This is a genomic window from Formosa sp. A9, assembly GCF_051200825.1.
Taxonomy (GTDB): domain Bacteria; phylum Bacteroidota; class Bacteroidia; order Flavobacteriales; family Flavobacteriaceae; genus Formosa.
In genome coordinates, this window is the sequence record NZ_CP195158.1 from 2,014,734 (window position 1) to 2,028,412 (window position 13,679).

11 protein-coding genes are annotated in these 13,679 nt (G+C 35.2%); 7 read left to right on the forward strand and 4 right to left on the reverse strand.

All coding sequences use genetic code 11. From position 1 onward, the window contains the following. Positions 1-105 precede the first annotated feature (105 nt). The 3 genes from ACR9EA_RS09085 to ACR9EA_RS09095 are packed head-to-tail and all read left to right on the forward strand — an operon-like array spanning position 106 to position 3,520. Positions 106-1,800 (forward strand): sodium:solute symporter, encoded by a 1,695-nt coding sequence (locus ACR9EA_RS09085; RefSeq protein ID WP_435131869.1) that lies wholly within the window; start codon positions 106-108, stop codon positions 1,798-1,800. After that, positions 1,781-2,764 (forward strand): Gfo/Idh/MocA family protein, encoded by a 984-nt coding sequence (locus tag ACR9EA_RS09090; protein ID WP_435131872.1) that lies wholly within the window; start codon positions 1,781-1,783, stop codon positions 2,762-2,764. The genes ACR9EA_RS09085 and ACR9EA_RS09090 overlap by 20 nt, the downstream gene beginning before the upstream one ends. A gap of 60 nt (positions 2,765-2,824) precedes the next feature. Then, the gene (locus ACR9EA_RS09095; RefSeq protein WP_435131874.1) at positions 2,825-3,520 is read left to right on the forward strand and encodes a DsbA family oxidoreductase; all 696 of its coding nucleotides are present in this window, start codon (positions 2,825-2,827) and stop codon (positions 3,518-3,520) included. Positions 3,521-3,595: 75 nt separating this feature from the next. Here the strand turns inward: ACR9EA_RS09095 and ACR9EA_RS09100 are convergent, their stop codons facing one another. Continuing rightward, a complete protein-coding gene (locus ACR9EA_RS09100) occupies positions 3,596-4,144 on the reverse strand; it encodes an acyl-CoA thioesterase (protein ID WP_435131878.1) in 549 nt (182 codons plus the stop codon). Between the two features lie 282 nt (positions 4,145-4,426). Here ACR9EA_RS09100 and ACR9EA_RS09105 point away from each other — a divergent pair, with 282 nt between their 5' ends. Both ACR9EA_RS09105 and meaB read left to right on the forward strand, forming a co-directional pair. Next, positions 4,427-5,305 (forward strand): DUF808 domain-containing protein, encoded by an 879-nt coding sequence (locus ACR9EA_RS09105; protein ID WP_435131880.1) that lies wholly within the window; start codon positions 4,427-4,429, stop codon positions 5,303-5,305. A gap of 7 nt (positions 5,306-5,312) precedes the next feature. Further along, positions 5,313-6,326: a methylmalonyl Co-A mutase-associated GTPase MeaB gene (gene meaB, locus ACR9EA_RS09110; protein ID WP_435131883.1), complete on the forward strand. Its 1,014-nt coding sequence runs from the start codon at positions 5,313-5,315 to the stop codon at positions 6,324-6,326. A gap of 44 nt (positions 6,327-6,370) precedes the next feature. On the opposite strand, the gene ACR9EA_RS09115 is transcribed toward meaB, so the two are convergent. Next, positions 6,371-7,201, reverse strand: coding sequence for an FKBP-type peptidyl-prolyl cis-trans isomerase (locus ACR9EA_RS09115; protein ID WP_435131886.1), 831 nt, complete (start codon positions 7,199-7,201; stop codon positions 6,371-6,373). 156 nt (positions 7,202-7,357) lie between these two features. Here ACR9EA_RS09115 and ACR9EA_RS09120 point away from each other — a divergent pair, with 156 nt between their 5' ends. Then, entirely contained in the window at positions 7,358-8,023 is a 666-nt protein-coding gene (locus ACR9EA_RS09120; RefSeq protein ID WP_435131888.1) for a hypothetical protein, read from the forward strand. Positions 8,024-8,063: 40 nt separating this feature from the next. Here the strand turns inward: ACR9EA_RS09120 and ACR9EA_RS09125 are convergent, their stop codons facing one another. Beyond that, positions 8,064-8,981, reverse strand: a complete 918-nt coding sequence (locus tag ACR9EA_RS09125; protein WP_435131890.1) for an EamA family transporter — start codon at positions 8,979-8,981, stop codon at positions 8,064-8,066. Between the two features lie 105 nt (positions 8,982-9,086). Beyond that, complete coding sequence (locus ACR9EA_RS09130; protein ID WP_435131892.1) at positions 9,087-9,953, reverse strand: DMT family transporter; 867 nt, start codon at positions 9,951-9,953, stop codon at positions 9,087-9,089. A gap of 393 nt (positions 9,954-10,346) precedes the next feature. Between ACR9EA_RS09130 and ACR9EA_RS09135 the strand changes: the two genes are divergently transcribed. Beyond that, positions 10,347-13,679 (forward strand): DUF2126 domain-containing protein, encoded by a 3,333-nt coding sequence (locus ACR9EA_RS09135; RefSeq protein WP_435131895.1) that lies wholly within the window; start codon positions 10,347-10,349, stop codon positions 13,677-13,679.

Here is a 13,679-nt window from a genome sequence, read left to right on the forward strand (position 1 = left end):
TCTCCAGAAATAAAACAAGGTTGGAAACGCGCCTACACGGTTGTACTCCTTGCTAATGCCGTTTACATTATTTTGTTTTACTTACTTATGAATGCCTTTTAATAGATGACAACTTTAGACTGGATAATTTTAATAGGCACTTTGCTTACCATTGTAGGTTACGGCACGTACAAAACACGAGGTAGTAAAAACGTACAAGATTACATTCGTGGAGGAAACCAAGCGCAATGGTGGACCATTGGCTTATCGGTAATGGCTACTCAAGCCAGCGCCATTACTTTTTTATCGACGCCTGGACAAGCCTTTAACGACGGAATGGGTTTTGTGCAGTTTTATTTCGGGTTACCCATAGCCATGATTATCATTTGCATGGTATTTATTCCGCTGTACCATAAACTAAAAGTGTATACCGCTTACGAGTTTCTAGAAAATCGTTTCGATTTAAAAACCCGAAGCTTAACGGCTGGATTATTTTTAATTCAACGTGGTTTAGCAGCTGGTATAACCATTTACGCACCAGCAATTATTTTGTCGGCTGTTTTGGGTTGGTCTTTAAATCAACTTAATATCATCATTGGTATTTTAGTTATTATTTATACAGTTTCTGGCGGCACCAAAGCGGTAAGTGTTACCCAAAAACACCAAATGGCCGTTATTTTTACAGGTATGTTTATCGCTTTCTTTTTAATTCTAAGCTATTTACCAGAAAATATCAATTTTACTAATGCCTTAGAAATTGCCGCTGCAAATAACAAAATGAACATCTTAGATTTTTCGTTTAATTTAGAAAATCGCTATACCTTTTGGAGTGGTATTATAGGTGGTACCTTTTTAATGTTGTCGTATTTCGGCACCGACCAAAGTCAGGTGCAACGTTATTTATCGGGAAAATCGCTTAAAGAAATGCAACTCGGCCTCATTTTTAATGGCATACTAAAAGTACCCATGCAATTTTTTATTTTATTGGTAGGTGTTATGGTATTTGTATTTTATCAGTTTAACGAAGCGCCTATTCATTTTAATCCGCATGCAAAAACCGTTGTAGCATCGTCTTCATTTGCAGAAGAATTCAATACTCTGGAAGCTGAACACCACAAGCTTTTCAACCAAAAAAAAGAGATATTAAACGCCTATACCAATGCACCTTCTAGCGATTTAAAAGCTGAAATCACCGCTTTAAACACCGCGGAAAAATCTAACAGAAATGAAGCGAAAATCGTATTAGAAAAAGCCGCAAACGAGCAGCTAGTAAAAATTGAAACCAACGATAAAGATTATGTATTTATCCATTTTATACTAAACAATTTACCTCGTGGTTTAATTGGCTTGCTGCTGGCTGTAATTTTAAGTGCCGCTATGTCCAGTACCGCCAGCGAACTGAATGCTTTGGCATCGACCACGACAATAGACTTATACAAACGTAGTATTTCGCCAAACCAAACCGAATTGCATTATGTTAAGGCGACTAAGTGGTTTACTTTTGGCTGGGGCATATTAGCCATTTGTATTGCTTGTGTGGCCTATTTAGCCGATAATTTAATTCAGTTGGTAAATATTATTGGGTCTGTATTTTATGGTAATGTTTTGGGTATTTTTTTACTGGCTTTTTTCTTTAAACGTGTACAAGCCAACGCTGTATTTATTGGCGCATTAATTACCCAAGCCATTGTTATTTTAGGCTGGTATCAAGATTGGATGCCATATTTGTGGCTTAACCTTTTTGGTTGTATTTTGGTTATTGTAATAGCGTCTGTACTTCAACTTTTTAATCCAAAAAATTATGAGAACACAAACTCCTAAAACCATTCGTTGGGGAATAATAGGTCTGGGAAAAATCGCTACAAAATTTGCAACGGATTTAGCGACTATTCCAGATGCCGAATTATATGCTGTAGCCTCGAGATCGCAAGAAAGCGCCGATAGTTTTGCTGAAAAATTTAATGCCACAAAAGCCTATAATTCCTACGAAAGTTTAGCAAAAGACCCTAACGTTGATGCGGTTTACATTGCCACGCCGCATAGCTTTCATAAAGCACATAGCATTTTATGCTTAGAACATAAAAAAGCCGTACTCTGCGAAAAACCTTTTGCGATGAATTTAGAAGAAGTCGAAACCATGATAGCCACAGCAAAGGTCAATAATGTATTATTAATGGAAGCCTTATGGACTTATTTTTTACCGCATTATCAGTACATCTTAAAGATTTTAAACGATAACACTTTCGGAAAAATATTGAAGTTGGAAGCCGACTTTGGCTTTACGCGTCCGTTTGATGACGATTCTAGACTATTCAATAAAGAACTCGGTGGTGGCAGTTTATTAGACATTGGCATCTACCCTATCTTTGCTGCATTATCAACATTAGGCTTACCCGATGCTATAAAAGCTTCTTGTACCACGTTTAACAACGGTGCTGACTCCAGTTGCGACATGATTTTTAGATACAATAACGGTGCTACTGCTAGTTTAAAAAGCACCCTTGTAGAAAACACCCCAACCACTTGTACCTTTTATTGCGAGAACGCTACAATTAAACTTAACAGACAATTTCACACGCCAACAAGCATCACTATAACTAAAGATGGCAAAGAAGAAACCATAGATTTTACAGGAAATACTATCGGTTATAATTTTGAAACGCTTCATTTTAATCAGTTACTACGAGACGGAAAAACCGAAAGTGATATTATGAGTTTCGACTTTAGCAGAAACCTCATCAAAACGCTAGATACCGTTAGGCAGCACATTCAACTAGAATATTAAGCACTTGTAAGAAACCACTAATTAATTCGTCTAATTACCAAATTAAAAAATTAATATCTCATGCACATAAAAATATGGTCCGATATACGTTGTCCTTTCTGTTATATTGGTAAAAAGCATTTTGAAGCAGCTTTAGAACAATTTCCGCATAACGATAAGGTTACAGTAGAATGGAAAAGTTTTGAATTAGACCCGAATTTAAAAACGGATACCGATACAGATGCTATTTCCCATTTTGTAGAAAGCAAAGGCATAGAAAAAGAACGTGCTATTATGATGTTTGATAATGTAACGGCAATGGCTGAAAAAGCTGGTATAGCATTTCATTTAGAACAAGCAATTCCTGCTAATTCCTTAAAAGCACACCGCTTATTACATTTTGCAAAAAAACAAGAGCTTGCCTACCAAACTAAAGCGGCATTACTACAAGCCCATTTATGCGATGGTTTAAATATTGATGATGTAGAAGTGTTGGCAAGTATAGCAATGGAGCAAGGAATGGATAAGCAAGAAGTGATAGACATGTTAACAACTGAAGCATATATTTACGATGTTCGTCAAGACGAAATGGAAGCACGAAATTTAGGTATTTCTGGGGTTCCGTTTTTTGTAATAGATAATACTTACGGTGTTTCTGGTGCACAACCTGTGGCAGTTTTTAAGGAATCGCTCGAAAAAGCTTGGGAAAAACATCAAGAAAATGTAGAAGTTATAACAAAAGATGCTAGCTGCGATTTAGATGGTAGATGTTGTTAAGGTATTTTAAAGAGTAAAACAAAAGGTCTTAAAAGCAAAACTAAATACGATGCTTATTAAGACCTTTGTTGATGTTTAATTATTTTTTAATTCAATTTTAGCATTATGAGATGCTATTTCTTCGATATAATCTTCTAAAACAAACTCCGACGGATTAAAATTTTCACTGCGCTTTTTGGCTTGTTTTTGGCGTTTAATACTTCTTGCAAAACGTCTAATACTATCTTCGGTATCTAAAATAATGCCTGGTACAGGAATACTTTTATAGTCTTTATCTTTCGCAACCATAGTAAAATACGACGAGTTACAGTGCTTTATTTCGCCTGTATGAATATTTTCCGATTCCACTCGTAGCCCTACAACCATCGAGGTTCGACCTGTATAATTAATAGAAGCTTTTAAGGTTACCAACTCTCCAACTTCTATAGCATTAAGAAAATCTACTTTGTTTACCGAAGCGGTTACCGAATAGTGTTCGGAATGTTTAGACGCGCAGGCAAAGGCTATCTGGTCCATTAAATTTAAAATGAAACCTCCGTGAATTTTTCCTCTAAAATTAGAGTTCGAGGGCAGCATTAACTGCGTCATTGTAATTTGCGATTCTTCAATTGTTTTAAATCTCATAGCGTTTTATTGTGTAATACGAACTAAAATAAATAATTTTTCCATAGTCTTAATACAAATCAAAAATTACTATCAAATTTTAATCAATAATCACGTATCACAAAGAATTTAATAGCTTAATTTTAAATAAACCAAAAAATACGCATTACAACAGCATCACCGTTCTTTTCAAAAAACTAAGAAATATACAAACCATTTAAGTTCGCATTAAATATGTTTTGTTCACTGCAATAAATAGTTCTATTTTTATTTTTTATTAAACGTATTAAAAACACTTTATTAATGGCTTCAGGATTTTTTGCATTATTAGATGACATTGCGGCAATTATGGATGATGTAGCAACCATGGGAAAAATAGCTACCAAAAAAACAGCTGGAATTTTAGGCGACGACTTAGCTGTTAATGCCGAAAAAGCATCAGGTTTTGTATCGTCTAGAGAACTACCTGTGCTTTGGGCCATAACTAAAGGTTCTTTAAAAAATAAAATTATTATTTTACCGATAGCCTTTTTATTAAGCGCCTTTTTACCACAAGCCATCCCAATAATATTAATAATTGGTGGAATGTATTTAGCTTATGAAGGAGCCGAAAAAATTTATGAATTCTTCGTTCCGCATAAGTCAGACAGTCATGATGCGGTTGAAACTCCCCTATCTGAAGCTGAAATTTTAAAACTAGAAAAAGAAAAAATTAAATCGGCCATAATTACTGATTTTATACTATCTGTAGAAATTGTAATCATAGCTTTAGGAGCCGTTATGGGCGAGCCACTTTTAAATCAGATTTTAGTAGTATCGTTTGTCGCTTTAGTGGCTACTATAGGGGTTTACGGTATTGTTGCACTAATTGTTCGTATGGATGATTTTGGTTTAAAACTAATCAAGTTAAACGAACAAGATGATAGTTTTTCGGACAAAATAGGTCGCGTTTTGGTAAAAGCCCTGCCGTGGGTTATTAAAAGTTTAGGGGTTATTGGTACTATTGCTCTATTATTGGTATCTGGTGGTATTTTTTTACATCAAATACCTTTTATTCACGATTTACTTCATAATATACCTTTTATTTTAGGCGAGCTACTTTCGGGTATTGTTATTGGTTTTATTGTATTTTTAGTAGTGAAATTATTTCAGAAATTAACCGGCAAAACCGCTGCTCACTAATGTAAATATGAAAGCTTTTAAAGCCAAAAACCGACACGATGCTTCTTATTATATCGATGGTATTTTAAATCAGGACCGCGTAAAATTATCGCAGGCCATTACCATTACAGAAAGTCATCTTGAAAGTGATAAACAATTGGCTTCTCAAATTCTTCAACACGTATTGCCACACACAGGAAATTCTTTAAGAATTGGGATTACTGGTGTGCCTGGCGTTGGAAAAAGTACTTTTATTGAAGCTTTTGGCATGCACTTAATTTCACTTGGTTTTAAAGTCGCCATATTATCTATAGACCCGAGTAGTCAACGTTCTAAAGGCAGTATTTTAGGTGATAAAACACGAATGGAAGAACTGAGCCATTCAAATCACGCCTATATTCGTCCATCTGCTTCGGGAGATACACTTGGGGGTGTAGCCAATACAACTGCAGAAAGTATGTTATTATGCGAAGCTGCTGGCTACACTATCATTTTAATAGAAACTGTGGGAGTTGGACAGTCTGAAACAGCTGTACATAGCATGACCGACTTTTTTTTACTTTTAATGTTAGCTGGCGCTGGAGATGAACTACAAGGTATAAAAAAAGGAATCATGGAAATGGCCGACCTTATAGTAATCCATAAAGCCGATGGCGACAATATTAACCATAGTAAAGCTGCTAAAAGCAAATACGAAAATGCTTTGCACCTATTTGCTTCAAACGAATCGGGATGGTCGCCGAAAGTTACAACAGCATCATCAACCCAAAACACAGGCATAGATACTATTTGGGAAATCATTCAAAACTACCAAACGCTTACCGTAGCCAACGGGTACTTTCAAAAACACAGAAATCATCAAAAAATTGACTGGATGTACCGTACCATTGAAAATGAATTGAAACGATTGTTTTACAATAACAGTGCAATTAAAGCCCGGTTACCACTATTAGAAGAACAAATTATTGCTTCGGAATTATCGCCTGTGAAAGCTGCCTTAAACATTATTGGTGAATATAATAAAACTAAAAAAAACGTCTAAAACCGCAGTCTAGACGTTCTTTAATACTACATATCAAGTTTAATTTAATTCACCTTTAAAAGCTGAACATCGAAAATTAAAACAGCACCACCAGGAATAGCAGAATTACCATAACGGCCGTAAGCTAAACTAGATGGTATTAATAATTTACCACTACCGCCTTCGTTAAAATACTGCAAGCCTTCTTTCCAACCTTCAATAACAGTATCTAAATTAAAAGTCACTCCAGAATCGTTACTTTCATCAAACACCGTTTCGTCGGTAAAATAACCTTTGTAAGTAACAGTTACATTATCGTAAGCTGTAGGTGCTACTCCACTACCTGCTTCTTCAATAACATAATACAAACCAGATGCTGTAGCTTCTGCATTTAAATTATTTTCTTCAATATACTCTAAAATCTCTTGCTTGTTTTCTGCATTATAATCGACTACTTCTATATCAAATACAATTACAGAGCCACCTGGCACACCATTGTAGTCGCTACTTCCGTATGCCAAATGTGCTGGAACAATTAGCTTACCGCTACCCCCTTCATTAAAATACTGTAAGCCCTCTATCCAACCCGGAATTACATATTGTAAATTAAAGCTTACTGCTTCGTCTAAATTTTCATCTATTACAATACCATCTGTATAAGTGGCTTTATAACGTACGGTTACATCGCTATTTGCGCTTATAGTATTCCCTTCGCCTTCGTCCTCTACAACAACATACAATCCCGAACTGGTACGAAAAGCATCTAACTGATTAGATGCCACATAAGCAGAAATTTCCTGCTCGTTTTCTACCGAGTAATCTTTATAAGATACGCCATCGTCTGTGCTGCAAGACACAAAAAGAACAACGAAAAGTGCTAAAAAAACTGATTTCATTTTAAATATTCCATTTTTAAATTAAGGAGGCAAAAATATAAAATTGAAACTTAAAAACATGCACGCCGTTACGTGAGTAATATTGTTATTTTAAATACTTTTTATGATTACTGAAAAGTTTTTGTTAGATTAAAAGTCTAATTAGCTCTAATTCTGATGACATATTCTAAACTTCATGTTGTTTATTTTATAATGCTGACTGCTGTTGGCATGGCACAAAACAACTTAAACGATATACACACGTTAACCGAATTTATAAACGTTTCTAAACAAGCCCCCTGGGAAACTGCGCAAAGCGATAAAGGAGTTAGTATACAATACCGTAACCTTATCCTTAACGATACATTAGAAACCAGAGAATTATTAGTGCGTTTAACTGCTAACACAACACTACAAAAAGCAAAAAAATATGTTACACTCCCCGAAAATATAATCCAATGGAACGACGCTGTAAAAGACATTAAATATGTTAAGCAAAACTCTAGTTATTGGATAGCGCATACGCTGTACGATATTCCGTTTCCGTTAAGCAAGCAGGATTTAGTTGCTAAATATTGGGTAGAACATGATGGGAATACAATAATAATTCATGTAAAATCTGTTCCTGATGCAATTCCTGAAACTAAAGGATATGATCGAGAAAATTATAATTTATCGCAATGGCGTTTAATACCAAAAAACAATACTATTACTGTAGAATTTGCTGGAATAACTCTATCCAATTCTAAAATCCCCAGATTTATAAAAGATCCTATTATACAGCGCAAATTGCTTAATTCCTTCATACATCTAAAAACCATACTAGAAACATCAGATTTATAATAATGCTAAGGGATTTAAATTCTTAGAACTACCAAAAAAATCACTTTTTAAAACGGGTAAAAACCATCATTTTTTTCTTGGTGTTAATAAAATACACCCCCGTTAACAAAATAAGCCCAGCTATAATAGATTGCAAACTTATATGTTCGTCTAAAACATACCAACCCAATAACAACGCTATAACAGGATTAACATAAGCCGATGTAGATACTTTTTCTGTAGCGACCTCTTTCAATAAATAATTAAAGGCTGTAAACGCTACAACACTTCCAAAAACCACTAATAAAAACATTGATATTTGTGCCTTAACACTCCAATTTAAAGGAGACACCCAGTGTTCTTGAAATGCCAAACTCCCAATAATTAGCATAGTACCAGCCGCTAACATTTGGTAGCCTGTACTTACAAAAAAACTGGAAGGCAAGTTAGCTTTCGAAACAAATATACTGGCATAACTCCAACTTAGCACACACGTAAATAACATAATAATACCTTTAATACTATCGGGAGTTAAATGCAGACCGTCTTGACTAATTAATAAATACATCCCTACTAAACCTAAAACCACGCCAACAAGAGATTTCGTTTTTATGGGGTTGCCATGAAGTAATCGCATTAAAAAGATCACAAACAACGGTTGTGTGGCTGCTATTAAAGCTGCAAAACCACTATCTACATATTTTAATGCCCAAACAAACACGCCATTACCATACACCAAAAACAAAAAACCAGCGATAATACAATTAAAAAGTTGCTGTTTTGTTATGGCTAACGACAACTTTAAAAGTTTAGAAATAAACATAATAAGTACACCTGCACTTAAAAACCGAATTGCAGCCAATAGTAAAGGTGCTACTTCTGTAACCACTATCTTATTCATTAAATAGGTAGAACCCCAAATAACATAAATAGCAAAAAAAGATAAAATAATTAACAGTCCTTTTTGGGGTTTACTCATGGCCAAAAAATTAAAAAAAGTAACGCGATTGCACTCGCAATAATAAGAAATCTTCTTGGATGTAGACTTGTAAAATGAAGCTATTTTTTAGCTGAAATTAGCTATTTATTTAGCGCTTATTTTTGTCTTTTTATCTTTTTTTGATTTGTATAATGTATTTAACACCAAGGCAATTATAATCATAAAAATACCTAACAAACTCCAAAATGTATATACCTCGCTAAACAAAGACACCCCTAAAAGCATGGTAAAAATAACCTCTAAATATTTAAATGGTGCCACTACACTCGTTTTGGCATTCTGAAAGGCTTTGGTCATAAACAATTGTCCAAAATAACCAAAAACACCCAATAAAAATAAAAACAACCATTGCCAGCCCACTGGATCTACCCAATGGTTTATAGAAAACACTGCTCCCACTATTGTAGAAATAATCATAAAATAATTAACCACCACCACAGGGTGCTCGCTCTTTCCTATTTTACTTATAATTACATAAACCAAACCACTGGTAACAGAAGCTATTAAAATTAAAGTAAGTCCGTACGTATTAACCTGAGTATCTAAACCTTTTAAAATAATCACGCCCAAAAAGGCCATTAAAAAAAAGAGCCATTGCAATTTCCATATCTTTTCCTTTAAAAATAAAACAGCAAATAAAGCTGCAAAAATAGGTGCCAAATAGCGTAAAGAAACCGCAGTACCAATTGGCAGATACTTAGTAGACATAAAAAACAAAGACATGGAAGTTACCCCTGCCAGTCCTCTTAAAACAAGAAGTTTTTTATTATTACCAGCAAAAGAAATATTGTGTTTTAATAAAAAACCTACAGTAAAAAACAACGAACTTAACGATCTAAAAAAAACAATCTGAAACGCATTTATATTTTCTAAATACTTAACAGTAGCATTCATACAAGCAAACGCCAAGGTACTTAAAAGCATTAATTTAATGGTGTGTTTAATAGGCATAAACGTCTAGCTAGGTATTAATTTTACAAGCGCAAATACGCTTGATTAGTACTGTTTTTATGCCCTCAAAAGTATTGAATTTATTACACTATAGTAATATATAAAGCCATTACTTTTAGTCCTTCATTAGCTTTTGAACACTTCTACTTTTACGTTTATTTTTGTTGAGAATTCAACAAATTACACACCTAGATTTTAAGAATAAAACATTTCGGTTCCCTAAAAAACATCACAAATTCTAAGCTCTTCAAAAACACAGGTATAACTATTTAAATGTTTTGTTTTACAAGACTTTAAACTAAAAAATAACTACATTAGTATTAATGGTTTAACACCAAACCTTATAAAAATATGTAGAACTGCACATACGTGTTTTAGCATCTAAAAATTAATATGGCATTAAAAGTTGTAATTTCACACAAAACCATTTATAAATACGATCGTAAGGTATCACTATCACCTCATGTGTTTAGACTCAGACCAGCACCACACTCCCGAACACCAATAGAAGCGTATTCCATAAAAATAAAACCCGAAAACCAGTTTTTTAATTGGCAACAAGATCCTTTTGGTAATTACGTTGCCCGATTGGTGTTTCCTGAAAAGACAGATGAACTTGTTATAGATGTCGAAATTATAGCCGATCTAACCACTATAAATCCTTTTGATTTTTTTGTGGAAGACTACGCCGAAGAATATCCATTTAGTTATGAAGATGCCGTAAAAAAAGAATTACTACCATATTTAGAAATTAAAGAGCAAGGGCCTTTATTACTCGATTTTATTAAAACGATTGATTACACCCCACGTAAAACCATTTATTTTTTAGTAGATCTAAACCAAAAAATTTATAATTATCTCAATTACAACATCCGCTTAGATCCAGGGGTACAAACTTGTGAAGATACTTTACAATTAAAAAGTGGATCCTGCAGAGATTATGCGTGGTTGTTTGTTCAAGTACTAAGACATTTAGGTTTTGGAGCTCGATTTGTATCGGGATATTTAGTGCAATTAAAATCAGATGAAAAATCGTTAGACGGCCCTTCTGGTCCTGAAGAAGATTTTACCGATTTACATGCTTGGGCCGAAGTTTATATTCCCGGCGCTGGTTGGATTGGTTTTGATGCCACCTCTGGTTTACTCGCTGGCGAAGGTCATATTCCATTAGCTTGCACACCTTCATTTGAAAGTGCTGCACCAGTTTCTGGTTTAACCGATGTTTGCGAAACAGAATTCTTTTTCGAAAACACAGTAAAACGCATTTTCGAATCTCCAAGAGTTACCAAGCCGTATTCCGAACATCAATGGCAAGCCATTTATAATCTAGGGCAAAAAGTAGAAAAGCAACTCCAAAAACGCGATGTTAGATTAACCATGGGAGGCGAACCCACATTTGTGTCTATAGACGATATGGAATCGCCACAATGGAATACTGAAGCCGATGGCGAACACAAACGAAAACTCGCCTCAGACCTGTCTAAGCAATTACTAAACCAGTTCGGCAAAGGTGGTGTACTACATCATGCCCAAGGGAAATGGTACCCTGGCGAACCTTTACCCCGATGGCAAATAGAATTATGCTGGCGCAAAGACGAAAAACCTATTTGGCACGACACAAACCTATTGGCCGCTTATACCAAAACACCTACATTACCACAAGATGCCGATAAGTTATTTTTAAATACGCTTACCCAATATTTGGGCATTACCAATGATCATATTTTACCTGCCTACGAAGATGCTTTTTATTTTATGTGGGAACAAGGCAATCTACCTGTAGATGTAGACCCTGCAACGGACAAAGATGCTTCTTTAGTACAAAAAAAACTCAAAGAAATACTAGCAAATGGCACGTCTAAAACTGTTGGCTATGTATTACCCTTAAATACTAATAACAATACTTGGTATACAAGCGCTTGGACGTTTAGGCGCAATTTTTTGTTTTTAACGCCTGGAAATTCTCCGCTTGGTTTACGCTTGCCACTAAACTCTTTAATGGCAAAACCCGAGCACGAAGTGTTTCCTAATTACGAACCTAATTTATTTTCTAAACAGAAACCTTTACCTAGTTATAAAACGAAAGTACTTAAACGTTATAAAGATTTTAATGACGCTGGGGTAGATCCAGAAAGTCCTAATTATTTTGTAAGAACAGCTATTTGTGCTGAAATAAGAAATGAAAATCTATACCTATTTTTACCACCCTTAGGGACAGCCGAAAGTTTTCTGGATTTAATTACAGCCATAGAATTAACAGCTAAGCACCTTAATATTCCAGTTATTTTAGAAGGCTACGAACCGCCTAAAGACAACCGATTAGAATCGCTTAAAATTACTCCAGACCCAGGTGTTATAGAAGTTAACATACATCCTTCTGCTAATTGGGAAACCCTATGTAATAATACATTTACCCTATACAATGCAGCTAAACATGTACGCTTAGGCACAGAAAAATTTATGGTCGATGGCAAGCATACAGGTACAGGAGGTGGCAACCATGTTACATTGGGCGGTACAACCCCAAATGACAGTCCTTTATTGCGAAAACCAAGTTTATTGCGCAGTTTATTAACTTTTTGGCAGCACCATCCTGGCTTAACTTACCTGTTCTCTGGCGCTTTTGTTGGGCCAACAAGTCAAGCACCTAGAATTGACGAAGCCCGAATGGAAAATTTATACGAACTCGAAATTGCCTTCAATCAAATTCCAAAGACAGGAGAAGTGCCTTTTTGGTTAACCGACAGATTGTTTAGACATTTACTTACAGATCTTACAGGAAATACTCACCGTGCCGAGTTTTGTATCGATAAATTATATTCGCCAGACTCCTCTTCTGGCCGCTTAGGAATTTTAGAGCTTCGTGGTTTCGACATGCCGCCACACCCACAGATGAGTTTAATGCAAATGCTATTGGTAAGAACTCTAGTTGCTTGGTTTTGGAAATCGCCATACGAACATAATTTAGTACGTTGGGGTACCGAGCTGCACGACAAGTTTTTAATAGAACACTATGTTAGAGAAGACATAAAAGACATTGTTTCTCAATTAAACAAAGCTGGCTATGCCTTTAAAGAAGATTGGTTTAATCCATTTTTTGAATTTCGATTCCCTCTACATGGTATGGTAACTATAAGCAATATCCATTTAGAACTAAGGTCGGGCATAGAACCTTGGCATGTTTTAGGTGAAGAAATGACTGGAGCAGGTACGTCTCGTTATGTCGATTCGTCTGTAGAGCGTGTACAAGTTAAGGTTTCAAATTTCACAGAAGAACGCTATGTTTTAACCTGTAATGGAGTTAAAGTACAACTAAACAATACCGCCGTAAAAGGTGAGTTTGTTGCTGGCATAAAATATAAAGCTTGGAATCCGTATTCGGCATTACACCCAACTATTCCTATAGACACTCCCTTAGTTTTTGATATTGTCGATTTATGGAACAATCGCTCTATTGGTGGCTGTACGTATTTTGTGTCTCATCCTGGCGGACGTTCATACGACACGTATCCTGTAAATAGTTTTGAAGCCGAATCTAGACGTATTAATCGTTTTTGGGAGTTTGGCCATACCCAAGGAGAATTAGAACTAGCCTCGAAACTTAATTTCTCGCACGATAACCCAACCCGAAATGTTGTAAAAAAAACCAGTACTAAACATTTTAAATTTAAAGAATTACCTATTAATTTTGAATTCCCTTACACTTTAGACCTAAGGAAAAAATAA